Annotated in this window: 22 protein-coding genes; 8 read left to right on the forward strand and 14 right to left on the reverse strand. The window is 66.2% G+C overall.

Going from position 1 to position 25,105, the window contains the following annotated elements; genetic code table 11:
• Positions 1–41: 41 nt before the first annotated feature.
• From AC3ANW_RS07440 to AC3ANW_RS07465, 6 genes are read right to left on the reverse strand one after another with little or no spacing between them, the layout of a single operon-like run.
• On the reverse strand, positions 42–1,289 hold the full coding sequence (locus AC3ANW_RS07440) for a CaiB/BaiF CoA transferase family protein (RefSeq protein ID WP_488344553.1): 1,248 nt from the start codon (positions 1,287–1,289) through the stop codon (positions 42–44).
• A 49-nt stretch (positions 1,290–1,338) separates the two neighbouring features.
• Positions 1,339–2,145 (reverse strand): oxepin-CoA hydrolase, alternative type, encoded by an 807-nt coding sequence (locus AC3ANW_RS07445; RefSeq protein WP_488344554.1) that lies wholly within the window; start codon positions 2,143–2,145, stop codon positions 1,339–1,341.
• Entirely contained in the window at positions 2,142–3,281 is a 1,140-nt protein-coding gene (locus AC3ANW_RS07450; protein ID WP_488344555.1) for an acyl-CoA dehydrogenase family protein, read from the reverse strand. The genes AC3ANW_RS07445 and AC3ANW_RS07450 overlap by 4 nt, the downstream gene beginning before the upstream one ends.
• Positions 3,282–3,291: 10 nt before the next feature.
• The gene (locus AC3ANW_RS07455) at positions 3,292–4,488 is read right to left on the reverse strand and encodes an acyl-CoA dehydrogenase family protein (protein ID WP_488344556.1); all 1,197 of its coding nucleotides are present in this window, start codon (positions 4,486–4,488) and stop codon (positions 3,292–3,294) included.
• Between the two features lie 14 nt (positions 4,489–4,502).
• Positions 4,503–5,684 carry an acetyl-CoA C-acyltransferase gene (locus tag AC3ANW_RS07460; RefSeq protein WP_488344557.1) on the reverse strand — a complete coding sequence of 394 codons (1,182 nt, stop codon included), beginning with the start codon at positions 5,682–5,684 and terminating at the stop codon, positions 4,503–4,505.
• 31 nt (positions 5,685–5,715) lie between these two features.
• Positions 5,716–7,848: a 3-hydroxyacyl-CoA dehydrogenase NAD-binding domain-containing protein gene (locus tag AC3ANW_RS07465; RefSeq protein ID WP_488344558.1), complete on the reverse strand. Its 2,133-nt coding sequence runs from the start codon at positions 7,846–7,848 to the stop codon at positions 5,716–5,718.
• A gap of 133 nt (positions 7,849–7,981) precedes the next feature.
• On the opposite strand from AC3ANW_RS07465, the gene AC3ANW_RS07470 reads away from it, so the two are divergent.
• Positions 7,982–8,872: a LysR family transcriptional regulator gene (locus AC3ANW_RS07470; RefSeq protein ID WP_488344559.1), complete on the forward strand. Its 891-nt coding sequence runs from the start codon at positions 7,982–7,984 to the stop codon at positions 8,870–8,872.
• Between the two features lie 15 nt (positions 8,873–8,887).
• On the opposite strand, the gene AC3ANW_RS07475 is transcribed toward AC3ANW_RS07470, so the two are convergent.
• A complete protein-coding gene (locus AC3ANW_RS07475) occupies positions 8,888–9,796 on the reverse strand; it encodes a LysR family transcriptional regulator (protein ID WP_488344560.1) in 909 nt (302 codons plus the stop codon).
• Between the two features lie 118 nt (positions 9,797–9,914).
• Between AC3ANW_RS07475 and AC3ANW_RS07480 the strand changes: the two genes are divergently transcribed.
• The 4 genes from AC3ANW_RS07480 (at position 9,915) to AC3ANW_RS07495 (ending at position 13,724) form a co-directional block, all read left to right on the forward strand.
• On the forward strand, positions 9,915–10,592 hold the full coding sequence (locus AC3ANW_RS07480; protein WP_488344561.1) for an RraA family protein: 678 nt from the start codon (positions 9,915–9,917) through the stop codon (positions 10,590–10,592).
• Entirely contained in the window at positions 10,592–11,653 is a 1,062-nt protein-coding gene (locus AC3ANW_RS07485) for a hydroxyacid dehydrogenase (RefSeq protein ID WP_488344562.1), read from the forward strand. Before AC3ANW_RS07480 ends, AC3ANW_RS07485 begins: the two co-directional genes overlap by 1 nt.
• A gap of 77 nt (positions 11,654–11,730) precedes the next feature.
• Entirely contained in the window at positions 11,731–12,741 is a 1,011-nt protein-coding gene (locus tag AC3ANW_RS07490; RefSeq protein ID WP_488344563.1) for a tripartite tricarboxylate transporter substrate binding protein, read from the forward strand.
• Positions 12,738–13,724 carry a Bug family tripartite tricarboxylate transporter substrate binding protein gene (locus tag AC3ANW_RS07495; RefSeq protein ID WP_488344564.1) on the forward strand — a complete coding sequence of 329 codons (987 nt, stop codon included), beginning with the start codon at positions 12,738–12,740 and terminating at the stop codon, positions 13,722–13,724. Before AC3ANW_RS07490 ends, AC3ANW_RS07495 begins: the two co-directional genes overlap by 4 nt.
• A gap of 7 nt (positions 13,725–13,731) precedes the next feature.
• On the opposite strand, the gene AC3ANW_RS07500 is transcribed toward AC3ANW_RS07495, so the two are convergent.
• Complete coding sequence (locus AC3ANW_RS07500) at positions 13,732–14,091, reverse strand: hypothetical protein (RefSeq protein ID WP_488344565.1); 360 nt, start codon at positions 14,089–14,091, stop codon at positions 13,732–13,734.
• Between the two features lie 36 nt (positions 14,092–14,127).
• A complete protein-coding gene (locus tag AC3ANW_RS07505; RefSeq protein WP_488344566.1) occupies positions 14,128–15,993 on the reverse strand; it encodes a sigma-54-dependent Fis family transcriptional regulator in 1,866 nt (621 codons plus the stop codon).
• 251 nt (positions 15,994–16,244) lie between these two features.
• On the opposite strand from AC3ANW_RS07505, the gene adh reads away from it, so the two are divergent.
• Both adh and AC3ANW_RS07515 read left to right on the forward strand, forming a co-directional pair.
• Positions 16,245–17,765 (forward strand): aldehyde dehydrogenase, encoded by a 1,521-nt coding sequence (gene adh / locus AC3ANW_RS07510; RefSeq protein ID WP_488344567.1) that lies wholly within the window; start codon positions 16,245–16,247, stop codon positions 17,763–17,765.
• 14 nt (positions 17,766–17,779) lie between these two features.
• Positions 17,780–18,151, forward strand: a complete 372-nt coding sequence (locus AC3ANW_RS07515; protein ID WP_488344568.1) for a DUF779 domain-containing protein — start codon at positions 17,780–17,782, stop codon at positions 18,149–18,151.
• Positions 18,152–18,185: 34 nt separating this feature from the next.
• On the opposite strand, the gene AC3ANW_RS07520 is transcribed toward AC3ANW_RS07515, so the two are convergent.
• From AC3ANW_RS07520 to AC3ANW_RS07540, 5 genes are all read right to left on the reverse strand, one after another.
• The gene (locus AC3ANW_RS07520; RefSeq protein ID WP_488344569.1) at positions 18,186–19,262 is read right to left on the reverse strand and encodes an NAD(P)H-dependent flavin oxidoreductase; all 1,077 of its coding nucleotides are present in this window, start codon (positions 19,260–19,262) and stop codon (positions 18,186–18,188) included.
• Positions 19,263–19,297: 35 nt separating this feature from the next.
• The gene (locus tag AC3ANW_RS07525) at positions 19,298–20,431 is read right to left on the reverse strand and encodes a glycosyltransferase family 4 protein (protein ID WP_488344570.1); all 1,134 of its coding nucleotides are present in this window, start codon (positions 20,429–20,431) and stop codon (positions 19,298–19,300) included.
• 123 nt (positions 20,432–20,554) lie between these two features.
• Positions 20,555–22,189, reverse strand: a complete 1,635-nt coding sequence (locus AC3ANW_RS07530; RefSeq protein WP_488344571.1) for a GMC family oxidoreductase — start codon at positions 22,187–22,189, stop codon at positions 20,555–20,557.
• On the reverse strand, positions 22,186–22,764 hold the full coding sequence (locus tag AC3ANW_RS07535) for a sugar dehydrogenase complex small subunit (RefSeq protein WP_488344572.1): 579 nt from the start codon (positions 22,762–22,764) through the stop codon (positions 22,186–22,188). The genes AC3ANW_RS07530 and AC3ANW_RS07535 overlap by 4 nt, the downstream gene beginning before the upstream one ends.
• A 17-nt stretch (positions 22,765–22,781) precedes the next feature.
• Positions 22,782–24,221, reverse strand: coding sequence for a c-type cytochrome (locus AC3ANW_RS07540; RefSeq protein WP_488344573.1), 1,440 nt, complete (start codon positions 24,219–24,221; stop codon positions 22,782–22,784).
• Between the two features lie 325 nt (positions 24,222–24,546).
• Between AC3ANW_RS07540 and AC3ANW_RS07545 the strand changes: the two genes are divergently transcribed.
• Positions 24,547–25,104 carry a PEP-CTERM sorting domain-containing protein gene (locus AC3ANW_RS07545; RefSeq protein ID WP_488344574.1) on the forward strand — a complete coding sequence of 186 codons (558 nt, stop codon included), beginning with the start codon at positions 24,547–24,549 and terminating at the stop codon, positions 25,102–25,104.
• The last annotated feature ends 1 nt before the right edge of the window (position 25,105 follow it).

Raw genomic sequence — 25,105 nt, forward strand, 5'->3', positions numbered from 1 at the left:
CCGTCGTTCCTTGTCTTCCATCACCCCATGGCGGCGCCGTGTCAGTCAGGCGTCTGCGGCTCCGGCAGCGTCAGCACACCGCGTTGCTGCAGGTCCTTGAGCTGTTCGTCGCTCATCGACAGCAGGCCCTGCAGGATCTCGCGGGTGCCTTCGCCGAGCGTGGGCGGTGCATGGCGGATCGGCAGGCGCTGGCCGTCCAGCCGATAGGGCGGCGCGAACACCGGAGTCGTCCCGACGACGGGGTGCGGCATGTCCTGCAGCAGGCCGCCACGGCGGGTGCGTTCGCTGGTCAACGCTTCATGCAGGCCGGCCACCCGGCCGCAGGGAATGCCGGCGGCGCTCAGGCGCTGCAGCAGCACATCGCGGGGGAAGGCGCGGATCAGCTCGGCGATCAGTGGACCGATCTCCAGCCGGTTCCTGGCCCGGTTCACGTTGGTCGAGAAACGCGCGTCTTCGACGATGTCGGGGCGGTCGATGACCAGGCGGCAGAACTTGTCGAACTGGGCGTTGTTGCCGACCGCGATGATCAGCGGGCCGTCGGCGGCTTCGTACATGCCGTAGGGCACGATGGACGGGTGGGCGTTGCCGTAGCGTGCCGGGTCGCGGCCCAGCTGCATGGCGTCAAGGCCGTAGTAGCCGGTCACCATGATCCCGCAGTCGTACAGCGCCATCTCGATGAACCGGCCCTTGCCCGAACGCTCGCGGCGGAACAGTGCGGCCAGCACGGCCTGCGCGGCATACATGCCGGTCATCAGGTCGACCACCGCGACACCGAACTTCAACGGCGGCTGGCTGGCCTCGCCGTTGATCGCCATCAGGCCGGTCTCGCCCTGGATCACCAGGTCGTAGCCGGGGCGTTTGGCCTCGGGGCCGCTGGTGTCGTAGCCGGAAACGCTGCAATAGATGAGGTCGGGTCTGATCGCCCTCAGCTGCTCGTATCCCAGGCCCAGTTTCTCGGCGCCGCCCGACTTGAAGTTGTGGATCACCACGTCGAACTGCGGCAGCAGGTCACGCACGATCTGCAGGCCTTCCGGGCTCTGCAGGTCCAGCGTGATCGACCGCTTGTTGCGGTTCATGCTGTTGTAGTAGGTGGTCTCGGTCTTGCCGATGCGGATGCCCCAGTCGCGGGTGTCGTCGCCGCGGCCGGGGTGTTCGACCTTGATGACCTCGGCACCGAAGTCGGCCAGCACCTGGCCGCAGAGCGGGCCGGCGAACACACGCGACAGGTCGAGTACCCGGATGCCGTCCAGCGGCAGGTCGGCGGTGTCCGGTTTTTCTGCGGTGCTCATCTTCTTTTGTCTCCTTGAATGCTTTTATCTGGGGCCGCGGCAGCCTTGGTCAGGACGAGGCTCGCAGCCTGGTGAAGTCCGGCCGGCGTTTTTCCAGGAACGCGCTCATGCCCTCGCGGGATTCATCGGTCTCCTGCGACAGCACCATCAGGCCGGCTTCGGCTTCGAGCTGTTCTTCGAGCGTGGCCCGCGGTGCGCTGCGGCACAGCGACTTGATGCGGGCCATGGCAAGGGTCGGGCCGTCGGCGATGCTGGCGGCCAGCGTGATCGCCATCGCCAGTGCCTGGCCGCTGTCGGCCAGCCGGTTGACCGCGCCCAGGGCATGCAGGCGTTCGCCGGAAATGCGTTCGCCGGTCAGGCACAGCTCGGTCAGCACCTGGCGCGATACGAACTCGGCCAGGAAGGCGGTGGCGCCGCCGTCGGGTGTCAGGCCCACCTTCACATAGGCCACCGAGAACACCGCATCACGAGCGGCGACCAGCATGTCGCAGGCCAGGGCGAGCGACAGGCCGGCACCTGCGGCCGCGCCTTCGACGGCGGCGACGACCGGTTTGCCGCTGTCGCGCACGGCCCGGATCAGGTCGTGCAGGCCTTCGAGCAATGCGCGGCGTTCATGCACCGGCAAGTCGCGGCGGGTGGCCAGCTTGCGCAGGTCGCCGCCGGAGCAGAAATGGCCGCCTTCGCCGGTCAGCACGATGGCGCCGACGGCCGGGTCGGTCTGTGCGTCCTTCAGGGCCTGGGTGAGCGCCGTGTAGAAACCCACCGACAGCGCATTGCGCGCGGCGGGGTTGTTGTTGCTGAGCACCAGCACCGCGCCCTCGCGCCGCTGCAGGAGCGGTTGCGCCGCGTCGGTCATGCCGATTCGCCCAGCGCCATGTAGCGCGCCAGGTGGTGGTCTTCGTCGCCCAGTTGATGGTCGATCATCACAAGGCGTTTGGCGTAATGCGCCATCGGCAGTTCCCAGGTCATGCCGATGCCGCCATGCATCTGGATGCTTTCTTCGGCCACCAGCGTGCCGATGCGGCCGATGCTGTACTTGGTCGCCGACAGGGTACGTTCACGCTGCACACGGTCGTTGCCTTCGACGGCGGCTGCGGCGTTGATGACCGCCGAACGGGCCTGCTCGACTTCCAGCAGCAGGTCGGCCATGCGGTGCTGCAGGGCCTGGAAACTGCCGATGGGCACGCCGAACTGCTTGCGGGTCTGCAGGTATTCGAGCGTGAACTGCTTGGTGACATCCATTGCGCCGACGGCTTCGGCGCTGAGGGCCAGCAGGCCCCAGCCGACAATGCCTTCGAGCAGCGCAGCGCCTTCGCCTTCAGCGCCCAGCAGCGCGTCGGCGCCGACGGTCACGCCCTTCAGTTCGATCTCGGCGACCCGGCCGCCGTCGATGCGGCCGATGCCCCGGCGGGTCAGGCCGCCAGCGGTGCCGGGCACCAGGAACAGCGAGATGCCGTGGGCATCGAAAGTGCCCCCGGCGGTGCGGGCCGAAACCAGCAGCCAGTCGGCCGTGTCGCCGAACAGCACCACGGCCTTGGCGCCGTCGAGCACCCAGCCGTCGCCTGAGCGTGTGGCGGTGGTGGTGACACGCGATAGTTCGTAGTGGCTGCCCGGTTCGTCGTGCGCCAGGGCGGCCACGGTTTCTCCTGCGATCAGCGGTGCCAGCAGCGATTCCTTCTGCCCGGCGGTGCCTCCGTCAATCAATGCGCGGCCGACCAGCAGCGCACCCAGCAGGGGTTCGGCGACCAGGCCGCGGCCCAGGCTCTCGAACACCACACTCACGTCGAAACCGGCGCCGCCGAAGCCGCCGTCGGCTTCGGGGAACAGCGCGCCGATGACACCCAGGTCGGCGAACTGCCGGTACAGGTCGGGGCTGTGGCCCTGCTCGCCATAGGCGAGGTGGTTGCGTTTCTCGATGCCGTATTGCTCGGAGACGAAACGGTTGAGGGTGTCCGCCAGCATGCGGCGGTCTTCGGTGTGCTCGAAATTCATGGCATCGACCTCACAGGCCCAGAATCATCTTGGAGATGATGTTTTTCTGGATTTCATTGGAGCCGCCGAAGATCGACAGCTTGCGGTGGTTGAAGTAGCTGGCGGCCGCACCGGCTGCGCCGTCCGGCCCCACGGCCAGGTCTTCATGGCCGGCGTGCAGCGCCTCTTCGTCGAAGGGAAGGGCGTATGGGCCCATGGCACGGCGTGTGAGCGACAGGATTTCCTGCCGGATTTCCGTGCCGCGGATCTTCAGCATCGAGCTTTCCGCGCCCGGCACACCGCCGCCGGCCACCGCCGCGATCACCCGCATGTTGGTGGTCTTCATGTTCTCCAGGTCGATCTCGACCTTGGCGACGCGGGTGGCGAACAGCGGGTCTTTTGCCAGCGGTTTGCCGTTGCACTGCACCGTGGCGGCGATCTGCTTCAGGCGCGCCAGCGCTGCCACCGAGAAACCTACGCCCGCGATGTTGGTGCGTTCGTAGGTCAGCAGGTACTTGGCGTAAGTCCAGCCCTTGTTCTCTTCGCCGACCAGGTTCTCGACCGGCACCTTGACATCGGTGAAGAAGACTTCGTTGACTTCGTGTTCGCCGTCCAGCGTGATGATGGGCCGCACCTCGACGCCGGGAGATGTCATGTCGACCAGCAGGAAACTGATGCCGGCCTGTGCCTTGGCTTCGCGGTTGGTGCGCACCAGGCAGAAGATCATGTTGGCGTGCTGGCCCAGCGTGGTCCAGGTCTTCTGGCCGTTGACGATGTAGTGGTCGCCGTCACGCACCGCCGTCGTCTTGACCGATGCCAGGTCCGAACCCGCGCCGGGTTCCGAATAACCCTGGCACCACCAGTCGGCGCCGTTCAATATGCGTGGCAGCCAGTAGTTCTTGTGTTCTTCGCTGCCGTACTTGATGAGCACCGGGCCCAGCATGCTGACGCCGAAAGGCACGATGCGCGGCGAACCGGCCAGGGCGCATTCGTTCTCGAAGATGAACTTCTCGATGGGTCCCCAGCCCGGACCCCCGTACTGTTCGGGCCAGTGGTTGGCCAGCCAGCCGCGTTCATTCAGGATGGCGTGCCAGCGTTCCAGGTCGGCCTTGCTCAGTCGCAGGCCGTTCCTGACCTTGTGCGAAAGGTCGGCGGGCAGCTTGTCTTTCAGGAAGGCCCGCACTTCGTCGCGGAAAGCCTGCTGTCGGGGAGTGAATTGCAGATCCATAAGAGAGCCTGACTTCAGAAGATTTCAAACAGGCCGGCGGTACCCATGCCGCCGGCGATACACATGGTCACCACGCCCCAGCGGGCCTTGCGGCGCTGGCCTTCGAGCAGGATGTGGCCGGCCAGGCGGGCACCGGTCATGCCGAAGGGGTGGCCGATCGAAATCGCGCCGCCGTTGACGTTCAGGCGCTCGTTGGGGATGCCCAGCGTGCGTTGGCAATACAGGGCTTGCGAGGCGAAGGCTTCGTTCAGTTCCCACAGGTCGATGTCCTCGACCTTCAGGCCGTGGCGGGCCAGCAGTTTGGGCACGGCGAACACCGGGCCGATGCCCATCTCGTCCGGCTCGCAACCGGCCACCGCCATGCCGCGGAAGGCCCCCAGCGGTTGCAGGCCGAGTCGCTCGGCTTCCTTGGCTTCCATGAGCACGCAGGCCGACGATCCATCGGAAAGCTGCGACGCATTGCCGGCGGTGACGAAGTTGCCCGGGCCTTTCACCGGCTCCAGCCTGAGCAGGCCTTCGAGCGTGGTGGAAGGGCGGTTGCAGTTGTCGCGGGTGGCGACCACGTCGCGGTAGGTGACCTCGCCGGTGTCCTTGTTCTTCTCGGCCATGCGGGTGGCGCAGGCGATGATTTCGTTGTCGAACAGACCCTTGTCCTGCGCGGCGGCGGTGCGTTGCTGGCTCTGGAGCGAAAACGCGTCCTGGTCTTCGCGGCTGATGTCGTAGCGCTTGGCCACGATGTCGGCCGTGTCGATCATGGCCATGAACAAGTCAGGCTTGTGTTCGACCAGCCAGGGATCCAGGTCGGTCGGCAGGTTGTTTCCGGGGCGCAGGCCCGAGATGGTTTCCACACCGCCGGCGATCATGGCCGGTACACCTTCGGCGACGATGCGGCCGGCCGCGATGGCGATGGCCTGCAGGCCCGACGCGCAGTAGCGGGTGACGGTGGTGCCGGCAACACTCAGCGGCAGTTCGGCCCGAATGACGGTCTGCCGGCCGAGGTTGCGGCCCTGGAAACCGTCGGGGTTGCCGCAGCCCAGGATCAGGTCTTCGAACATGTTCGGGTCGATGCCCGAACGCTCGACCGCCGCCTTGACAGAGAACGCCGCCAGCTGGGCCGCCGGCGTCACGTTGAACTCGCCCCGGTGGGACTTCGCCAGCGGTGTGCGGGCGGTGGAAACGATGACTGCTTCACGCATTTTCTTGTCTCTTTTCTTGTCTTTGGCTGGGTTACTTGTCCGATGCCGCCTGGTTCAGGCTGTCGAAATTCCGTCCTTCTGCGACCAGCTTTTCGAGCAGCGCAGCCGGTTTCCAGAACAGCGGGTCTTCTTTCGAGAATTCCTGGATGTCGGCCAGGATCTTCGGCAGGCCGACGGTGTCGGCGTACTTCATCGGGCCGCCACGGAAACGCGGGAAACCATAGCCGGACAGGAAGGTCACATCCACATCCAGCGGCCGCAGGGCGATGCCTTCGTCGACCACCTTGGCGCCTTCGTTGACCATCGCGGCCATGTAGCGCCGCATGATTTCTTCCGCCGTGAAGGTCTTCGGCGTGACGCCCTTGCGGGCACGTTCGGCGTCGACGATGGCCAGCACTTCCGGGTCTGGCTGGCCGGTGCGGGCGCCTTGCGGGTAGAGGTAATAGCCGCGTCCCGTTTTCTGGCCGAACCAGCCGTTCTCGCAGATGCGGTCGCCGATCTCGACGTAACGCGCCTTCGGATCACGGGTGGCGGCCTTGCGTTTGCGGGTCGCCCAGCCGATGTCGCCGCCGGCCAGGTCGGTGACCTGGAACGGGCCCATCGGGTAACCGAAGTCGCGCACCGCGGCGTCGATCTCATAGGGGCTGGCGCCGTCTTCCATCAGGTAGTCGGCGGCCTGTTTGTAGACCGCCAGGATGCGGTTGCCGATGAAACCGTCGCAGACGCCGGCGCGTACCGGCACCTTCTTCAGTTTCTTGGCCAGCTCGAAGGCGGTGGCCACCACGTCGGCACTCACCTTGGCGGGCACCACGATCTCCAGCAGCTTCATGATGTTGGCGGGGCTGAAGAAGTGCAGGCCGATGACATCCTGCGGTCGCGACGTGGCCGCGGCGATGGCGTCGATGTCCAGATAGGAGGTGTTGGTCGCCAGCACCGCGCCGGGCTTGCAGACCTTGTCGAGCTGCTGGAACACACCCTTCTTGACCTCGATGTCCTCGAACACGGCTTCGATCACCAGGTCGGCGCCGGCCACGTCTTCATAACGGGTGCTGCCGGTGTAGCGGGCCATGACGGCGGCTTTGGCTTCGGCGGTCATGCGGCCCTTCGTGACCAGGCCGTCGTAGACTTTTTCGACGAAACCGCGGCCCCGGGTGATGGAGGCCTCGTCGCGCTCGATCATGGTCACCGGGAAACCGGCATCCAGCGCAGCCACGGTGATGCCGGCGCCCATGGTGCCGCCGCCGATGACGGCGATGGATTTCAGGACACGTGGCGCGGCGGCCTTTGCTTCGGGGATCTTCACCACTTCGCGCTCGGCGAAGAAGGCGTGGATCAGGCCGGCGCGTTGCGGGCTGTCGATGCAGGCCAGGAATTGGGCGCGTTCGAAGTCCATGCCCTGTTCGAAGGGCAGGTCGATGGCGGCCTGGATGCAGTCGACGATCTTCATCGGCGAGAACAGGCCGCGTGCCGACTTGGCTGTGGCGGCGCGCACCGCGTCGAGTTCGGCCTGGGCGGCGGCCTTGTCGGCCAGCTTGCCCGGCGTTGCGCTGGTCACCCGCAGTGGCGCCTTGTCGGCGAGCAATTGCCGGACGTAGGCCAGGCCGGCGGCGACCGGGTCGGTGCCTTCCACCAACTGGTCGACCAGGCCTGCGGCGAGGGCTGCCGTGGCGTTCAGCGGTTTGCCGCTCAGCATCATGTCGGCGGACGCCTTCACGCCCATCAGGCGAGGCGTGCGCTGCGTGCCACCGGAGCCGGGCAGCAGGCCGAGCGCGACTTCCGGCAGGCCGAGTTGGGCGGCCGGCAGCGCCAGGCGGTAATGGGCGGCCAGCGCCACTTCCAGGCCGCCACCAAGCGCCGCGCCGTGGATCGATGCGACGACCAGGCGGGAACAGGATTCGATGCGTTTGCAGACTTCCGGCAGCGAGGGCGGGACCCGTGGCTTGCCGAATTCGCGGATGTCCGCGCCACCGATGAAGACCTTGCCTTCACCCACGATCAGAACGGCCTTCAGGCCGGCGTCGGCATCGGCCTGATCCAGCGCGGCCATCAGGCCCTGGCGCACGGCGGCACCCAGGGCATTGACCGGCGGGTTGTCGATGCTGACCACCAGAACCTGGTCTTGCACGCGGGTGCGGACGGGCGAAGTTGTTCCTTCAGCGGACATGCACGGTCTCCTTTATGTGTCTCTATTGCCTGGATTTGCATTGTTGCGTGGACAATGACTTTTAAGAATCCCATGAATCATTGACAAACTGTCAAAGGATTTCTACCAATGCGTTTCTCGGATCTTTGAAGACATGGACTCCCAATCACTCACGTTGCTGATGGAAATCATCGACAGCGGCAACCTGAGCCAGGCTGCCCGCAAGCTGAAGATGACCCGCGCCAACGTCAGTTACCACCTGACCAAGCTCGAAAAGGACGTGGGCGTGCAGCTGGTGCAGCGCACCACCCGCCGCATGGAGCCGACCGAGATCGGCATGCGCCTGTATGAACACGGCCGCGCCATCCACAACGAAATGCTTGCCGCGCAAGAAGCCGTCAGCACGCTCGGCGAGGGACTGCACGGCCGGGTCGGCATCAGCGTGCCCAGCGGCTACGGGCAGATCGTGATGAGCGACTGGCTGATCGAGTTCAAGCGCAGTTACCCCGACATCGTGCTGGACGTACTGTTCGAGAACCGGGCCGACAACCTGCGAGACGAAGTCGACATCGCCATCCGGGTGATGCACGAACCGCCGCTGTCGATGGTGGCGCGCAGCCTGGGTACCGTGCGTTACCTGGCCTGCGCGTCGGCCGACTACGCGCGGCGGCATGGCCTGCCGGGCACCTTGCACGACCTGCGCGGCAGCCCGCTGATCACCGCGGGTGTCACCGGGCGGCAGTTGAGGCTGACGGCCTACCAGGGCGAAGAAAGGCAGGAGGTTTCGCTGGAGCCGACCATGATCTCGGAGCACTTTCCCTTTTTGCGGCAGGGCATCCTGGCCGGGTTGGGCGTCGGCCTGGTGCCGGACTACGTGGTGCAGGACAAGATCGAAAGCGGCGAAATATTGACCACGCTGGGCGAGTACCGGTTGAGCATCTTCGGCACCCACATGTACCTGCTCTATCTGCCCAACCGGCACCGGACGCGGGCGGTGCGGACCTGCATCGACTTCCTGATGGAAAAGGCCAGGCCGAAGCCCTGACACGGCCGGCCGGACTCATGCGCGGGGCACGAAACAGCGCGGCGCATCGAAGGCGATCACCTCCTTGATCATTCGCCGCATTTCGGTGATCAGGGGCCGTGCATCGTCCCGCCGCCACTGCACCGTGTATTGCAGCGGCGGCAGCGGCGAGCCCCTGCCGATGATGGTCAGCACCGGGCCTTCGGCCGCCTCCGCCCACTTGCGTGGCATGAACGCGAAACCCAGCCCCTCGGTCACCATGCCCACCACCGCGCCCCAGCTGTTGCACATCAGGCGCTGCTGCAGCATGAGATTCCTGCCCTCCAGCCACTGGTCGAGGATGCGGTTGCTGCCGGAACCTTCGGGCAGGGTGATGAGGCGCTGTTCGGCGATCAGGCGCTGGGGCTGGTCGGTGCGGGCTCGGGCGATGAAGTCGCGGCTGGCCACCCACACGAAGTCGACCTGGGCGATGCGCTCGACCGCCAGCCCGCCGCGCGACGACGGCCCGGCGATGACGATGCAGTCGAGCGCGCCGGTCTCGGTACGTTGTTCCAGCACCTGGCCGATGTCGACCTGCGGCGATACCTGCAGGTCGGGGTGTTCGTTGGCAGCCGTCATCAACAGCCGTGGCAGCCAGGTCAGCCCGCTGAGTTCACCCACGCCCAGCCGGCAATGCCCCTGCAGGCCACGCGACACATTGACCGATGCCTGCAGTTCGGCGGCGGAATGCAGCAGGCGGCGGATGCCGGGCAGCATCTGTTCGCCCTGCGGCGTGATGCGTGCGCTGCGCCCGGAGCGGTCGAACAGCACCACACCCAGCGACGACTCCAGTTCGGCCACCCGTTTGGAGAGTGATGAAAGCGACAGGTGCAGGCGTTCGGCGGCCACGGCGAAGCTGTTGCAGGTGGCGGCCCAATAAAAGGCTTCCAGCTGTTTGAGGGTCATGGTCGGGCTCCATCGGGGGTTTCGTTTTGGTGGAATCAAAGCTCCACTATTTGTCGCTTTCATTCGCAAGCGACCGACGATAGATTGGCCGGGAAATCCGAACAAGGAGACAAACCAGATGGCCCATATTCCCGGCTTCCACATCCATCCACGGCCCGAGGCAGCGGTGCCGGACGCGCTGATCGAGCGCTATCGCGATTACCCGGTAGCCAATGTCAGCGACGCCATGAGCCGCACGACCGGCACCAGCGCGCTGCGGCCTTTCCACCGGCGCGAAGCCGCGCTCGTCGGCCGTGCGCTGACGGTGCGCACCCGGCCGGGCGACAACCTGATGGTGCACAAGGCCATCGACATCTCGGGCCCCGGCGACGTGATCGTGGTGGACGCCGGCGGCGGCGGCCAGAACGCCATCATCGGCGAGATCATGCTGGCGCTGGCCATCGCACGCGGCGCTGCCGGATTCGTGATCGACGGCAACATCCGCGACAGCGACACCATCGGCCGGAACACGTTGCCGGTGTATGCACGCGGCGTGGCGCATCGCGGCCCCTACAAGGACGGCCCGGGCGAGCTGCATGTGCCGGTTTCCATCGACGGCATGGTGGTGCGGCCGGGCGACCTGGTGCTGGCCGACGGCGACGGCGTGCTGGTCGTGTCGCCGGACCAGGCTGCCGATATCGCCGACCGGGTCGACGCGGTGCAGCGTACCGAAGCCGAGATGCTGAAGGCCATTGCAGAAGGCCGTGCCGACCGCAGCTGGGTCGACCGCAGCCTGAAGGAAAAGGGCGTGCTGTGATGCCTTCGAAAAACGTCGTTCGTTTCGACTACTGGCTGGACCCCGCCTTCGACCGCATCGTCTCCGGCTCGCCGGGCGTGAGCCTGCAGACCTGCGCGATGGAAGGCGACGACGCCGTGGCCTGGCAGGCGCTGGCCGCGGCGCAGGTCTACCAGATCACCGCTGCCAAGGACGAGATTCCGCGCCGCTGGTTCGCCGGGGAGGAATTGCTGGCGCGCTGTCCCCGACTGCTGGCGGTGTCGACCAGCGGATCGGGCTTCGACACGGTGGATGTCGCGGCCTGCACCCGGGCCGGCGTGGCAGTGCTGAACCAGGCCGGCGGCAACGGCGATTCGGTCGCTGAAATGGCCATCGGCCTGACGCTGGCGGTGCTGCGCCGCATTGCGGAGTCCGACCGTGCCCTGCACAGCCGGCGCGGCATGTCGCGTGAAGACCTGATGGGCCACGAACTGCGCGGCCGAACCATCGGACTGGTCGGCGTGGGGGAGGCCGGCCGTCGGGTGGCGGCGCTGGCGGTCGCGTTCGGGCTGGAGGTGCTGGGTTGCGACCCGGCGCTCGATGCGGCGCAGATGGCCGCACGCGGTGGGCAGAAGGTGTCCTTCGAAGAACTGTTGGCGCGTTCCGACATCGTCTCGATGCACTGCCCGCGCGATTCGACGACCCTGGGCCTGATGGACGCCCGAGCCTTCGCCGCGATGCGGCCGGGCGCGGTCTTTGTCAGCACCGCCCGCGGCGGCATTCACGACGAAGCCGCGCTGCATGCTGCGCTGGTGTCCGGTCATCTCTCGGGCGCCGGCCTGGACGTGTGGGACCAGGAGCCGCCGCCGCTGGACCATCCGCTGCTGGGCCTGCCGAACGTGGTCGCAACCTTCCACACGGCAGGTGTCACCCACGAGGCCAGGCGCAACAACGCAGAGTTGGCGGCGACCCAGATCGTGGCCTTGCTGAACACCGGCCAGCGTCCGCCCCGGCTGGTCAACCCGGAGGTCTGGCCGCACGCCCGGCAACGCATCGCCGCGGCGCTGCAACTGGAAACGGCCGTCCGCGCCGAGGAGAACTGACAACCGGATCAGCCGACGAGGCATTGAGTGACAGCGTTCGTAAAAAAGGCTCCCGAAGCCGATAACAGGAGACAGACATGCGTGAATCATCCAGGCCGTCGAACCGACGGACGGCATTGCGGTGCGGGGCGGCTTCGCTGCTGGCCATGGCGGCCTTGCCCGCCCTGGCGCAGCCGGAAGCCGGCTACCCCAACCGGCCCATCGAGATGATCGTGGCCTATGCGCCCGGCGGCGGCACCGACCTGGTGGCGCGGCTGGTCGCCCGGCATCTCGAAAAGCAGCTGGGCGGTACGGCGGCCGTGGTGGTGCAGAACAAACCCGGCGCGGGCGGCGCCATCGGTTTTGCCGAGCTGGCCAAGGCGGCGCCCGACGGCTACACCATCGGTTTCATCAACACACCGAACCTGCTGACGATTCCCATCGAACGCAAGACGAGCTTCACCTGGCGCAGTTTCGACCTGCTGGGCAACTTGGTGGACGACCCGGGTGGCTTCACCGTCTTCAACAACAACCCCATCGATTCGCTGGCCGGGCTGGCGGCCTATGCGAAGGCGCATCCGGGCGAAGTGACGGTCGGCACCACCGGCACCGGTTCGGACGACCACCTGGCGATGCTGCTGTTCGAGAAGGCCTCGGGCACCCGGCTGAACCATATTCCCTACAAGGGCGCGGGCGAAGTGCGGGCCGCGCTGGCCGGCCAGCAGCTGACGGTGGGCGCCATCAACGTCGGCGAGGCCCTGCAGTTCCAGAAGGGCGGTACGCCGATGCGCCTGCTCGGGCAGATGGCCGGCAAACGTTCAGCCCTTGCACCCAGCGTGGCGACCTTCAAGGAACAGGGTTTCGACATCGAGCTGGCATCGCTGCGCGGCCTGGGTGCGCCCAAGGGTTTGCCGGAAGGCATCCGCAAGAAGCTGGTGGATGCGGTGGCGCGGGTGGCCGCCGATCCACAGTTCCAGCAACAGGCCGAGGCCATGTTCGCTCCGCTGCGTTACCTGCCGCCGCCGGCCTATGCGGTCGAGCTTGAGAAGGCCGAGGCCGGTTTCCGCCAGCTCTGGAAAGACATGCCCTGGCAGGAGGCGAAGCCATGACCGGGACAACTTCAGGAACCCTGGCCCGACGCCAATTGCTGGCGCTGGGTGCCGCCGCCACCTGCGCCGCCGTCCAGCCCGTGTTTGCGCAGCCGGCGGCACCCATCACCATGGTGGTCGGCTGGCCGGCGGGCGGACCGTCGGACAACGTCGCCCGGCTGGCGGCATTGCACATGGGGGAGGCATTGAAGCAGCCCATCGTCATCGACAACCGGGCCGGTGCCGGCGGCAACATCGGCTCGGACCTGGCGGCCCGCGCAAGGCCCGACGGCAGCACCATCATGCTGGCGACGGTGGCTTCGCACGGGCTCAACTCGGTGCTGTATTCGAAGCTCAACTACGACCCGCTGAAAGACTTCGCGCCCATCGGCATCATCACCAGCTCGCCCAGCGTGCTGCTGGTGCCGGCGGATTCGCCGATCCGCAGCGTGCGGCAGCTGATCGACAGCGCAAAGGCCCAACCCGGAAAGCTGAACTACGGTTCGGGCGGCGTCGGTTCCAGCCAGCACCTGGCCGGGGCCAGCTTCAACAAGCTGGCGGGGGTGGACATCACGCACATCCCCTACAAGGGCACCGCGCCGGCCATGACCGACCTGATGTCCGGCCGGGTCGACCTGGTGCTGAGCACCGGCGCGTTGCCGTTCATCCGGTCCGGCAAGGTGCGGGCGCTGGCGGTGGCGTCACGCCAGCGGCTCGCGGCATTGCCCGATGTGCCGACCTTCGACGAAGCCGGGGTGAAGGGTTTCTACACCGACTCCTGGTACGGCCTGGTGGCACCGGCCGGCACGCCGCGACCTGTCCTGGAGAAGTACAACGCGGCCCTGGCGACGGCTTTGCGCAACCCCGACGTGCAGAAACAGTTCGCCGAGCAGGGCGCGGTCGCGGTCGAGCCGATGGGCGTCGACGCCTTCTGGTCCTTCGTGAAGAAACAGATGCCGGAGGCTGCCGAGCAGGTGCGGGTTTCGGGCGCCAAGGCGGAATAGGCCGTAGCTACCGAAGCGCCAGCGCCAGCCCGCAGGCCGTGCCCCACAGCAGGGCTGCAGCCAGCAGGCCGGCCACCGCAAGGGCGGCCGGCGACCAGGGCCTGTCCGTATGGGTTTTCGTATCCGGGCCTGCGGCGTGGACGCTGAAACGCGGCAGGTGCCGGTGTGTTTCGACCGTCGGCGTCGGTTGGGGCTGCATCTTTTGCATGACCAGGCGCATGGCCATGCTGGCCTGCAGAGCTGCGAACTCCCGCACTTCTTCATCGGTCAGCGGCGCGACCGTTTCGAAAAAATCCTTGCGCGGGCGCATGCGGCGCAATGTCGGCCGGTGCACCGGATGTCGCCTGAGCTGGTGACGGAAGTCCATGCCGCGAATTGTCACGACTGGACCCGTGCTCACCGATCAACTATTTTTCTGTTTCCCCGAATTCGCCCGAGCCTGGGCCAGGTGACGGTACAGCGTGCTGCGATGCAGTCCCAGCTGGCGGGATGCCTCGCTCACATTTCCATGGCTGGTTTTCAGCGCCTGCTGCACGGCCGCCTCGGTGAGCGCCGATAGCAGGCCGTCGGCCGGCCGGGCAATGCCAGCCGTGGCCGGTGCGGCCGCGGCGGCGGTGTCCGGCTGCAGGTCATGCAGATCCACGGTGCTGCCGTCGTCGGCCAATGCGACCAGGCTGCGCAGCACACTCATCAGTTCACGGACGTTGCCGGGCCATGGGCGGATTTCGAGCGCGTGCAAGGCGGCATCGGTCAGTCGCAGGCCGCGCGCCGCGCCGCCGCAATCGTCGAACAGGCGCTGGATCAGCTGGCGCCGGTCCGGCCGGTCGCGCAGCGGGGTCATCGCCACGGTATAGCCCTGCAGCCGGTACAGCAGGTCTTCGCGGAAGAAGCCCTGCCGCACCATCTGCCGCAGGTCGCGGTGGGTGGCGCAGACCAGGTCGAAGTCGACCGCAACGTCGCGCTGGCTGCCCAGCGGCCGCACCACCCGTTCTTCCAGCACCCGCAGCAGGCGGGTCTGCAGTGCCAGCGGCATATCGCCGATCTCGTCGAGGAACAGCATGCCGCCGTCCGCTTCACGCAGCCGGCCCGGCATGCCGCGTCGGCGGGCGCCCGTGAATGCGCCGTCCTCGTAGCCGAAGAGTTCGGCCTCGATCAGGTTTTCTGGCAGGGCGGCGCAGTTGACCGATACCAGGGGGCCTGCGGCGCGCCGGCTTGCCCGGTGCAGGCGACGAACGAAGACTTCCTTGCCGCTGCCGGTTTCGCCGGTGACCACGATGGGAATGCCTTGCGCGACCACCCGCACTGCCCGTGCAAGCTGGGGGTCGGTGGTGTCCTGCTGCCCGGTCGGCGTGGTGGAAACCGGCCGGCGGCGCGGCGTTTCGTGCCGGCCGGGTTCCATCGCCACCGCCCACTGCCGGCCGTCCGCCGACGCCACGAGACCGGGCGCGTTCTGCAGGCGCTGCCAGTGGTCGCCGAAAATACTGCCGGCCGGCGCGCCGATGGCCTGGCCCCAATCCATGCCCAGCAGGCCGAGCGCCGTGCGGTTGGCGCCGACGATGACACCGTCCCGCACCGACAGCAGCCCTTCGCGCGGTGTGTTGAGCAGGCCCGGCCGCGGATGGAAACGCAGCAGCTGGCCTTCGTTGCGGCTGCTCATCAGCCGGTGTTCGAGCTGCGCGGCGGCGAGCCGCACCAGGCCCAGCGCATGCACGTCGACGCGCACCGATTCCCCGGAGATGTCCAGCACGCCGAGCAGTTCACCGCTGGCGTCGAAGATCGGGGCCGCGGCGCAACCCAGCATGCCGTTCTGCGCGAGGAAATGTTCGCCGCCCAGCACCATCAGCGCTTCGCGTTCCATCAGCACGGTGCCGATGGCGTTGGTGCCGCGCCGGGGTTCGGACCAGTCGACGCCGGGTGTCAATGCCACCCGCTGGGCCTTGGGCAGGAAGTCCGGACAGCCGACCTCGTCGAGGATCAGGCCGCCGGCGTCCGACAGGATCACCACACAGCCCTGCTGCAGTGCATGTTCGGTCAGGCCGTCCAGCTCGGGCTGGGCGCATCGGCGCAGCCAGTCGGCGGCTTCGCGGCGCTGCGACAGTTCGATGCCGGTCACCGGTTCGGCCATCGGCAGCACATGCGGCAGGGCGGAGCAACGCCGCCACGAACGCCGGATATAGGGCGCGAGTTCCGCGCCCGGGTCGGCTCCCTCGACGAAGAACAACTGCCGTGCCCGTTCGACGACGTACGACGGCGGCGGCTGATAGCGCATGTCTGTCTCCTTGCCCTGGCCGATCCGCTGGTGTCGCCGGAAGCGACAGGGTCTGCGACGGATTCTCGGCCAAATGTCGCGAATCGCGCCACATCCATTCCCTGACAAAGGCCGTTCAGAAGCGGGCCGGCCCTGGGGAAAATCCCCATGCCGGCAGGCCCGCGAATTGCGCCCCTCGCCAGCGGAGCGCCGCAATGTCGCGGTGCTGCCCTGGCGCATCAGACGCCGATCAATCGCAACGGAGACACAAGATGGACATGCTCGAGCCCGGCAAATTCGGCACCACGGTCAACTTCAAGAAACGTTACGGCAACTACATCGGCGGCGAATGGGTGGCCCCGGCCACCGGCCAGTATTTCGAGAACATCACGCCGATCACCGGCAAGGCCTTCTGCGAGATTCCGCGTTCCACCGCGGCCGACGTGGAACGTGCCCTGGACGCCGCTCACAAGGCCAGGGCGGCCTGGGGCAGGACCTCGCCGACCGAGCGCGCCAACATCCTCAACAGGATCGCCGACCGCATGGAGCAGAACCTGCCGATGCTGGCCGCTGCCGAAACCTGGGACAACGGCAAACCCATCCGCGAGACCACGCTGGCCGACCTGCCGCTGGCGATCGACCACTTCCGGTATTTCGCGTCATGCATCCGCGCGCAGGAAGGCGGCATCAGCCAGATCGACCACGACACCTACGCCTATCACCTGCATGAACCGCTGGGCGTGGTCGGCCAGATCATCCCCTGGAACTTTCCCATCCTGATGGCAGTGTGGAAACTCGCCCCGGCGCTGGCCGCCGGGAACTGCGTGGTGATGAAACCGGCCGAACAGACCCCGGTTTCCATCCTGGTGATGACGGAACTGGTGGGCGACCTGCTTCCGCCCGGCGTGCTGAACATCGTCAACGGTTTCGGGCTGGAAGCCGGCAAGCCGCTGGCGTCGAGCAACCGCATCTCCAAGATCGCCTTCACCGGCGAAACCACCACCGGCCGGCTGATTTCCCAGTACGCCAGCCAGAACCTGATACCGGTCACGCTGGAACTGGGCGGCAAGTCGCCCAATGTTTTCTTCGCCGACGTGATGGCCAGGGACGACGCATTCTTCGACAAGGCGCTGGAGGGGTTTGCGATGTTCGCGCTGAACCAGGGCGAGGTGTGCACCTGCCCGTCGCGGGTGCTGATCCAGGAATCCATCTATGAACAGTTCATGGAACGTGCCCTGAAGCGGGTGGCCGCCATCACCCAGGGCAGCCCGCTGGACATGAACACCATGATCGGCGCCCAGGCCTCGAGCGAACAGCTCGAAAAAATTCTGTCGTACCTGGATATCGGCCGGCAGGAAGGCGCTCAGGTGCTGATCGGGGGTGAACGCAACGTGCTGCAGGGCGAGCTCGAAGGCGGCTACTACGTCAAGCCGACGGTGTTCAAGGGCCACAACAAGATGCGCATCTTCCAGGAGGAAATCTTCGGTCCGGTGGTGTCGGTCACGACCTTCCGGGACGAGGAAGAAGCGCTCGCCATCGCCAACGACACGCTCTACGGCCTGGGGGCCGGCGTTTGGAGCCGCGACATGAACACCGCCTTCCGCATGGGCCGGGGCATCCAGGCTGGTCGGGTGTGGACCAACTGCTACCACCAGTACCCGGCGCATGCGGCTTTCGGCGGCTACAAGAGTTCGGGCATCGGCCGCGAAAACCACAAGATAATGCTGGACCATTACCAGCAGACCAAGAACCTGCTGGTCAGCTACAGCGAGAACAAGCTGGGTTTCTTCTAAACCGGGCGCGCAGCATGAACGACACGGTTGCCAGGGTCGTCGCCACCGACGCAGCGCTGGCGCTCATCGACCGGCTGCGCGAGCAGCACGGGCCGCTGATGTTCCACCAGTCGGGCGGCTGCTGCGACGGCAGCGCGCCCATGTGCTACCCGCTCGGCGAGTTCATCGTCGGCGACTACGACCGGCACCTGGGCGACATCGGCGGCGCGCCGTTCTACATCAGCGGGCCGCAGTTCGAATACTGGCAGCACACCCAGCTGATCATCGACGTGGTGCCGGGGCGGGGCGGCATGTTCTCGCTGGAAGGCAGCCACGGACAACGTTTCCTGACCCGTTCTCGGCTGTTCACCGATGCGGAATCGATGGCGTTGGCGGCCAGGGGCTGAAGCCAGGCCCCCAGCTCGCCAGGTCGGCCGCGGCTCAGGCGGCGGCCAGTTCTTTCACCAGGGCCAGCATCAGGGCCTCGGCGCTCATCGACCGGATGAACGGTGCGCCCTGGCCGGACCAGTAGGCGCCGTAGCCGGATTCGCCCGCCTTGAGTGCGCCCTGATGCAATGCCTTGCCTGCGTCGTAAGCCAGCGGGTAATCGGGTATCGCCGCGGGATCGACGCCCAGGCCGAGGGCGGTGAAACGGTTGGCCAGGCAGCGCGCCGGCCGGCCGGAAATCGCGGAGGTCATCACCGTGTGGCGCGCGGTTTCGGCGGTCAGCAAGAGCTTGCGGTGGTGCGGGTCCGCCGCGGATTCGTCGGTCGCCAGGAAGGCAGTGCCCAACTGTGCCCCCGCCGCGCCGCATCGCAGCACTGCGGCAATGTCGCCGCCCGTCATCAGACCGCCAGCCGCGATGACCGGTGTCTTCAGGCGTTGAACCAGCAGCCGCACCAGCACCGAAGTCGGGTATGCCTCGTCGCGCGCCCGAGGATCGAACATTCCGCGGTGGCCGCCTGCCTCGATGCCCTGCGCCACGATGACGTCGACACCGGCGGCTTCCAGCGCCAGCGCCTCGTCGAGGCTGGTGGCGTTGGCCAGCAGCAGGACGCCGGCCTGTTTCAGCTGCGTGATGAAGGCGGCGGGCGGCAGGCCGAAATGAAAACTCACCACCTCCGGCCGTGTCTCGAGCAGGACCGCGAGCATGGACTCGTCTTCCACGAAGCTGCGGTAGATCTCGTTCAGGGTCTGGAGCTGCGGAATCTCCAGCGCTTCGAATGCGGGTCGCAGGGTCTGCAGCCAGGCCGCGGCCTTGACGGGTTCGGCCACGGCCGGCCGATGGCAGAACAGGTTGATGTTCAGCGGACCGGGCGACAGCTCACGAAACGCCAGGATGGTTTTCCGTGCGGCGGTCGGGTTCATGGCACCGACGGCCAGCGAACCCAGCCCGCCCGCGTCCGATACCGCCGCCGCCATCCGCGGTGTGGAGTTTCCCGCCATGGGCGCCTGGATGATCGGGTGGCGGATGTTCAACCGGCGGGTCAGGGCGTGGGCGGCGTCTGTCAGCTGCATGTGGAGGGGGCCCGGGCTGCGGGCCTTGTGGCGGATCAATGGAGGGGTTGCAGCATGCGCTCGTAGATGCCATGCCACTGCCACGCGATTCTGCGGGATTCGAAGCTCTCCCGGATGGTGTGCAGGCATTGGGCCGACATGGCGGCGTAGTCGTCGGGTGTGTCGATGAACGGCTCGACGGCCGCCACGACCTGCCGCGCCAGCTGGTCGAAGGTGCCGGCCAGCCGCGACCGGTATGCCGGCGACAAACGTTGTTCGCGGCTGGTCGGCAGGTGCAGCCAGCGGCCGATGGCGTCGACCGGCAGTTCAAGCAGCATGCCGTTCTTCCGATGGGTGATCACCTCGGGGATGGCGCACACATCCGATGCGATCACCGGGACCGCGAGCGACATGCTTTCCAGCATGCTGAAACCGAAAGAATCGTCGAGAGTCGGCAGCAGGGTGAAGGTGCTGCCGGCCAGCAGGCGCATCACGTCTGCATTGGGCAGCCGCCGGTAATGCCTGACATTATCTTCGGCCATGTTTTCGACATAATTCCGGTAGAAATCCCGGTCGGTGTCGGTATAGACGCTGTCGCCATAAACCATCTGCGAAACGATATTGATCGTCACCTTCCGGCTACGCGACTTGAACAGCCGGGCGGCCAGTGCCGCGACAGCGCCGCCCTTGCGTGCCCAATGTTTACCGACGAACGTCAGCACGATGTTGTCGGGGTCCAGCGTTCTGGGTGTGCAGGCCGCGACCGCGATACTGGGATAAACCACCTCGCCGGGTATTTCGTCCAGCCGGAGATATTCGTTGCGGGCTGCGAACAGAAATGCCAGCCGCTGCGAGAACTGGCTGATCGGGAAGATTCCCCGGCAGCGGGAAGACCTCAGCGCGGCGTGGCAGGCCTTGCCGACGGCAGCCTTGCCCCAACCCTCGTGGACGCGCGGCATTTCGCCTTCGTAGCTCACCAGAAAAGGTTTCAGGCTCAGCGGCACGGTATTGAAAGTGTGCAGTAACTGGTGATTTTCGCCAGGCCTGGCCAGCGCCAGCGAAACTGCCTGCAGCGGCGCCCAGATTCTCTTGCCCGATTTGAACGGCACATGCTCGATCTCGTCGAATGCACTGGAGCGTGGAGTATTGAAACGGTAGGGGTAGGAGTTTCCGGTGAGTATTTTGGCCATCGGCGCCTTGCAGGTGGATCATCCGGCGAACCCTGAGCCTAGGGTGCGCAACGGTGACCCGCAATCGCCATGGGGACTAATCCATGGCGATTCGCCGACCTGAAAATGCTTGACGGCCGCGCGTCAGATTTCCTTCAGAAGTCGATCTGCGATGCGTACGCTCAATGCGGCGCCGGTCAGCGTGGGGTTCATGCAGCTTGCCGACGGCATGACACCGGTGCCGGCGATGAACAGATTGGGATGGTCGTGGGTGCGGCAGTCGCGGTCGACCACCGAATCCCTGGGGTCGTCGCCCATGATGGTGGTGCCCATGATGTGCTGCCGATCCTGGTGTTTGGTGTCCATCTTCAGGATGTCGGCGTTCATCAGGCCGGCCATCTTGTTGAGATCCTTCACCGCGAAGTCGCGGCCGGCGTTCCAGTAGTCGTTCACGCTGTAGTAGATCTCGGGCACCGGCAGGCCGATGCCGTCCGTCCTGGTCTTGCTGGGCACGATGCGGTTCTGCGGCTGGGCTTCGGTTTCCAGGTCGACCGCCACGTTCAGCGAACGGGCCGACTGGCGGCGGATCTCGGCGTCGAGCTTGCTGCCCAGCACACCCTTCGAAATCAGGTCGGATGCGATCTGCGACGACGGCACGGTGTTGCGGAACTTGGTCTTGTAGCTCGGGATGTCCTTGCGGAATTCGCCGTCCCGGTAGTTCAGGTAGACCAGCAGCTCGGTCGGCCCCTGGCCCGGCCAGACGTCCTCGTTCATCATCACGTTCATGCTGATGCCGGTGTGGCCCATCAGGTTGCGGCCCACCTGGTCGGACGAATTGGCGATGCCGTTCGGGAATTTTTCCGAAGTCGACATCAGCAGCAGTTTGGGCCCTTCGATGGCATAGGCGGCCAGCACGAAATGGCGGGCCGTCAGGCGGTGCGAGGTGCCGTCGGGCTTCTTGTAGTTGACCGCGGTGATCCGGTTGTCGGCACCGTGCTCGATCTTGTAGACCACCGCGTTGTCCAGCAGCCTGGCGCCGGCGCGTTCGGCCACGTCGATGTGCTGCGAGCCGTCGTATTTGGCACCGATCGGGCAGACCGGGTTGCAGTTGTTGTTGCCGCCGCAGACCGGCCGGTTGTTGTACGGACGGGTGGCGCGGCCGTGCGGCTCGATCACCGGGTTGTAGCCGCCGGGCCGCAGCATTTCGTCCATGCGCTGCATGAAGTACGGCTCGTTCAGGCCCTTCATCGGGAAGGGCTTGGAGCGCGGCGGCCAGGCCTGGCCGCCGTGGCCGCTTTCGTCCTGTCCGTCGACACCGGACACGCCCAGTTCGGCTTCAGCCTCGCAGTAATAGGGTTCGAGTTCGTCGTAGCCGATGGGCCAGTCGCGGCCTCGGCCGTAGAGCGTCTTCAGCTTGAAGTCGTTGGGGATCATCCGCCACAGCGCCGAGCCGAAATGCCAGGTCGTGCCGCCCACCACCCTCAGGTATTTGGTCGGGTAGCTCACCGGGCCGGTCTGCACCAGGTACTTGCCGTAGGTCGATGGAATGTGCGGAGGGTTGGGGAAAGGCGAGCCGCTGCCCTGGGCCTTCATGTTGGCCAGCGACAGCTTGACCGGCGCGTTGCGGTAGGTCTCGACGATGTCGGCGCGTTTCACCCGCGGGCCGGCTTCCAGGATGATCACGGACTTGCCGGCCTTGGCCAGGCGGCTGGCGATGATGCCGCCCATCACACCCGACCCGATGACGATCAGGTCTGCGTCAAATTCTTTCGTGCTCATGATTTCTTCTTCTCGAGGGCGGCTGTCAGGACGGCGTTCGGCACGGTGGAGACCGGCGGTTTCTCACCCCACGAATCAGGTCCGCGGCCGTAACTGGGCACCACGATCACATCGTTGGTGGGCCGGTACATCAGCGCTTCTGCATAGCTCACCAGCTCGGCGTCGGTGTCGTTGCTGACGATGCCCAGGTACCAGGCCGACACGATCTGGGTGATGCTTTTCTTCAGCGGTTCGGTCAGGTCGTCGCGGGCCAGCAGTTCGTCGATGTCGGCTGCCTTGGCGCCCGCCACATAGCTTTGCAGCGCGGCTGCGTTGGCCAGGAACGTCGGATCGAGCTTGGCCAGCGATGCCTGGAATCGGGTCGCCAGCCCGGCCGCCAGGGGTTTGCCGCCGGTCAGGAATTCGGACAGCTGCAGGAAGGCGGACGAATCGGCGGCCGCGGCGAAGGCATTGCTGCTGCCCAGCACGGTGCCGCCGCCGAATGCCAGTGCGGTGCCGGCGGCGACAGCGCCGGCCAGCACGGTCCGGCGCGATACGGCAGCCTGTTTTTCAGGCGAACCTGCGGAGGTTTTCATGGGGGTCCTTGTCATGTTCAGGCTCCTTGGCGGGCGCGGCGGCGGCGGGCCGCCAGCACGACGAGTGCGATCAGGATCAGCACCACCAGCACCATGCCGGGCAGCATGAAGGGCTGCAGGCGCGCCAACAGCGGCCGCGGTCCGCCCGCGCGCTGGACGGCGACCTGGGCTTCGGTCACCTTGACGTCGGGATTGCCGTACTGCGTCAACACGTAGTTGCCGACGGCGGCGATCTCGGAGTCGCTCAGGCGTTCGGTGAACGAGCCGTCGTCGCCGAAGGGCGGCATGAAATGGTGCTTGCCCTGAACCGTGCGGTCCACGCCGTGCAGGATGGCGGCGACCAGGTTGTCGGCGCGGTCGGCACCGGTGGCGGTGTTGTGAAACAGCGAGGGATATTCGCCGTTGTCTGTGCCACCGGCACTGGCCTGGTGGCAATGCGCACAGCTACCGCTGAACACGCGCCAGCCGACGTCCACGCCGGTGGCCAGGCCGCGCTGGTCGATCTCGGACACCGACGGCTTGCCATAGGAAAAGCGCGGCTTGCTTTCGCCGCCGGCAATCGCCGGGGTCTGTTTCAGGAAGACGGCGATGGCCTTCAGGTCGGCGTCGGGCAGATGCTGCAGGCTGTGCTCGATGGCTTCTGCCATGGGGCCCGCGGCCTGGGCCTTGCCGGCCACGCCCCCCGTCTTCAGGTACTTGACGAGCTCGGCTTCACTCCACGCGCCGATGCCGTTGTCCATGTCAGAGGTGATGTTGGGCGCATACCAGGCGCCGACCGATCCGCCGGCCAGGAACGCGCTGCCTTCCTGCTCGGCCATCAGGGCGTTGCGGGGTGTGTGGCAGGTGCTGCAGTGGGCCAGTGCTCCGGCCAGGTAGGCGCCGCGGTTCCATTCGGCCGATTTCGACGTGTCGGGCGCGAAACGCCGGTCTTGCAGGAACAGCGCGTTCCACACCGCCATCGAATAACGGATGTTGAAGGGGAAGGGCAGTGCGGTGACCGGCGCTGCCTGGTCGACCGGCGCCACGCCGTGCATGAAGTAGGCATACAGCGCTGCGGTGTCCTCGTCACTCAGCTGGGTGTAGCTGGTGTAGGGCATGGCCGGGTAGAGGCGGGCGCCATCCTTGCGGACACCTTCACGCAGCGACCGGGTGAAGTCCTCGAGGGTGTAATTGCCGATGCCGTCGGCCTTGGACGGCGTGATGTTCGATGCGTAGATGGTGCCCAGCGGGCTCTCGATGGCATACCCGCCGGCAAATGCCGCGCCGCCTTTGGGGGCGGTGTGGCAGGCGGCGCAATCGGCGGCGACCGCCAACTGCCGGCCCTTTTCGACCTGCATCGCCTGTGCGGCGTCTGGACGCGCTTCCTGGGCGCCGGCCGTGCCGACGCACGCTGCCAAACCCAAACCGATCGCCCAGGCCAAAACCGAGGCAGAAAACCCTGACTTGCGTATACGCATCGTGCCGAACCCTGTGTTGTTGTAAGCGTGGTCCCCGCTCCGAAAAGCGTGACATGCCATGTATCTCCCTGGATTTTCGTTTCGATATGTGAAATACGTCTTGAATATTTGTCTTACCCGTCTGATTTACTCGCGTTTTCACCGATGTCGGGCGAGTGTTCTTGGGATATGCAACGCGCTCGTGGGTGCGGACGGGCTAACGTCCCGCCTGTTTTCAATGTGTCCCGCCGGCTCGCCTTGGCGTCCAATTTCTCCTGTGCAATCCGCATGGTGGAGAAAAGACGCTATGAACATATCGAAACTTTTAGTGGTGGCTTGTTGCTCGATGTCGGCAATTTCGGCGCATGCGACGCTACTGACGGCGGACTTTCGGACCGAGTCCAACCTGTTGCCGAGCAGCGGGCCGCTGGTCTATCAGGCCCTCGGACAGGCAGTGGGAGCAGGCGACGAGCTTGCCGCGCCAGCGCTGTTCCAGAACCCTGCCTTTTTCACCGGGGGCGTGGTCTATGTCGACTACAACCCCACCAGCATGCTGCTCACCCTGAAGTCGCGTGACACCGGCGATTTCGACACGTTCAACGCCTATCTGTCGGGTGCTTCCTTCAGCACTGCGGGTGAGCATTTCTCAGGCCTGTCGCTGCTCAGTGGACAGCTGACGAATGGCAGCGCGCCCACGTTGTCCTTCACCGACGACACGCTGCACATCAGCTATGCCGGGGCGCAGGGTTTCGCCTTCACTGGCGGCACGGCGGTGTACCAGGTTTCCACCACGCTCAGGGCGGTGCCGGCCGTGCCCGAACCCGAAACCTGGGCGATGCTGCTCGGAGGTATGGGTTTGCTGTCGGCGCGGCTGGGTCGCCGAAAGGGTTCGCCGAAAGTGTGAA

It is taken from the genome of Xylophilus sp. PBN-3R, from assembly GCF_057747805.1.

What these genes read in the sequence shown, in the direction of transcription:
- AC3ANW_RS07490 (WP_488344563.1), top strand. Translation starts at nt 11,731, where the DNA reads ATGCGTGAATCATCCAGGCCGTCGAACCGACGGACGGCATTGCGGTGC.
- AC3ANW_RS07450 (WP_488344555.1), bottom strand. Translation starts at nt 3,281, where the DNA reads ATGAATTTCGAGCACACCGAAGACCGCCGCATGCTGGCGGACACCCTC.
- AC3ANW_RS07540 (WP_488344573.1), bottom strand. Translation starts at nt 24,221, where the DNA reads ATGCGTATACGCAAGTCAGGGTTTTCTGCCTCGGTTTTGGCCTGGGCG.
- AC3ANW_RS07460 (WP_488344557.1), bottom strand. Translation starts at nt 5,684, where the DNA reads ATGCGTGAAGCAGTCATCGTTTCCACCGCCCGCACACCGCTGGCGAAG.
- AC3ANW_RS07545 (WP_488344574.1), top strand. Translation starts at nt 24,547, where the DNA reads ATGTCGGCAATTTCGGCGCATGCGACGCTACTGACGGCGGACTTTCGG.
- AC3ANW_RS07525 (WP_488344570.1), bottom strand. Translation starts at nt 20,431, where the DNA reads ATGGCCAAAATACTCACCGGAAACTCCTACCCCTACCGTTTCAATACT.
- AC3ANW_RS07530 (WP_488344571.1), bottom strand. Translation starts at nt 22,189, where the DNA reads ATGAGCACGAAAGAATTTGACGCAGACCTGATCGTCATCGGGTCGGGT.
- AC3ANW_RS07495 (WP_488344564.1), top strand. Translation starts at nt 12,738, where the DNA reads ATGACCGGGACAACTTCAGGAACCCTGGCCCGACGCCAATTGCTGGCG.
- AC3ANW_RS07515 (WP_488344568.1), top strand. Translation starts at nt 17,780, where the DNA reads ATGAACGACACGGTTGCCAGGGTCGTCGCCACCGACGCAGCGCTGGCG.
- adh (WP_488344567.1), top strand. Translation starts at nt 16,245, where the DNA reads ATGGACATGCTCGAGCCCGGCAAATTCGGCACCACGGTCAACTTCAAG.
- AC3ANW_RS07445 (WP_488344554.1), bottom strand. Translation starts at nt 2,145, where the DNA reads ATGACCGACGCGGCGCAACCGCTCCTGCAGCGGCGCGAGGGCGCGGTG.
- AC3ANW_RS07535 (WP_488344572.1), bottom strand. Translation starts at nt 22,764, where the DNA reads ATGAAAACCTCCGCAGGTTCGCCTGAAAAACAGGCTGCCGTATCGCGC.
- AC3ANW_RS07480 (WP_488344561.1), top strand. Translation starts at nt 9,915, where the DNA reads ATGGCCCATATTCCCGGCTTCCACATCCATCCACGGCCCGAGGCAGCG.
- AC3ANW_RS07475 (WP_488344560.1), bottom strand. Translation starts at nt 9,796, where the DNA reads ATGACCCTCAAACAGCTGGAAGCCTTTTATTGGGCCGCCACCTGCAAC.
- AC3ANW_RS07500 (WP_488344565.1), bottom strand. Translation starts at nt 14,091, where the DNA reads ATGGACTTCCGTCACCAGCTCAGGCGACATCCGGTGCACCGGCCGACA.
- AC3ANW_RS07485 (WP_488344562.1), top strand. Translation starts at nt 10,592, where the DNA reads ATGCCTTCGAAAAACGTCGTTCGTTTCGACTACTGGCTGGACCCCGCC.
- AC3ANW_RS07505 (WP_488344566.1), bottom strand. Translation starts at nt 15,993, where the DNA reads ATGCGCTATCAGCCGCCGCCGTCGTACGTCGTCGAACGGGCACGGCAG.
- AC3ANW_RS07440 (WP_488344553.1), bottom strand. Translation starts at nt 1,289, where the DNA reads ATGAGCACCGCAGAAAAACCGGACACCGCCGACCTGCCGCTGGACGGC.
- AC3ANW_RS07520 (WP_488344569.1), bottom strand. Translation starts at nt 19,262, where the DNA reads ATGCAGCTGACAGACGCCGCCCACGCCCTGACCCGCCGGTTGAACATC.
- AC3ANW_RS07470 (WP_488344559.1), top strand. Translation starts at nt 7,982, where the DNA reads ATGGACTCCCAATCACTCACGTTGCTGATGGAAATCATCGACAGCGGC.
- AC3ANW_RS07455 (WP_488344556.1), bottom strand. Translation starts at nt 4,488, where the DNA reads ATGGATCTGCAATTCACTCCCCGACAGCAGGCTTTCCGCGACGAAGTG.
- AC3ANW_RS07465 (WP_488344558.1), bottom strand. Translation starts at nt 7,848, where the DNA reads ATGTCCGCTGAAGGAACAACTTCGCCCGTCCGCACCCGCGTGCAAGAC.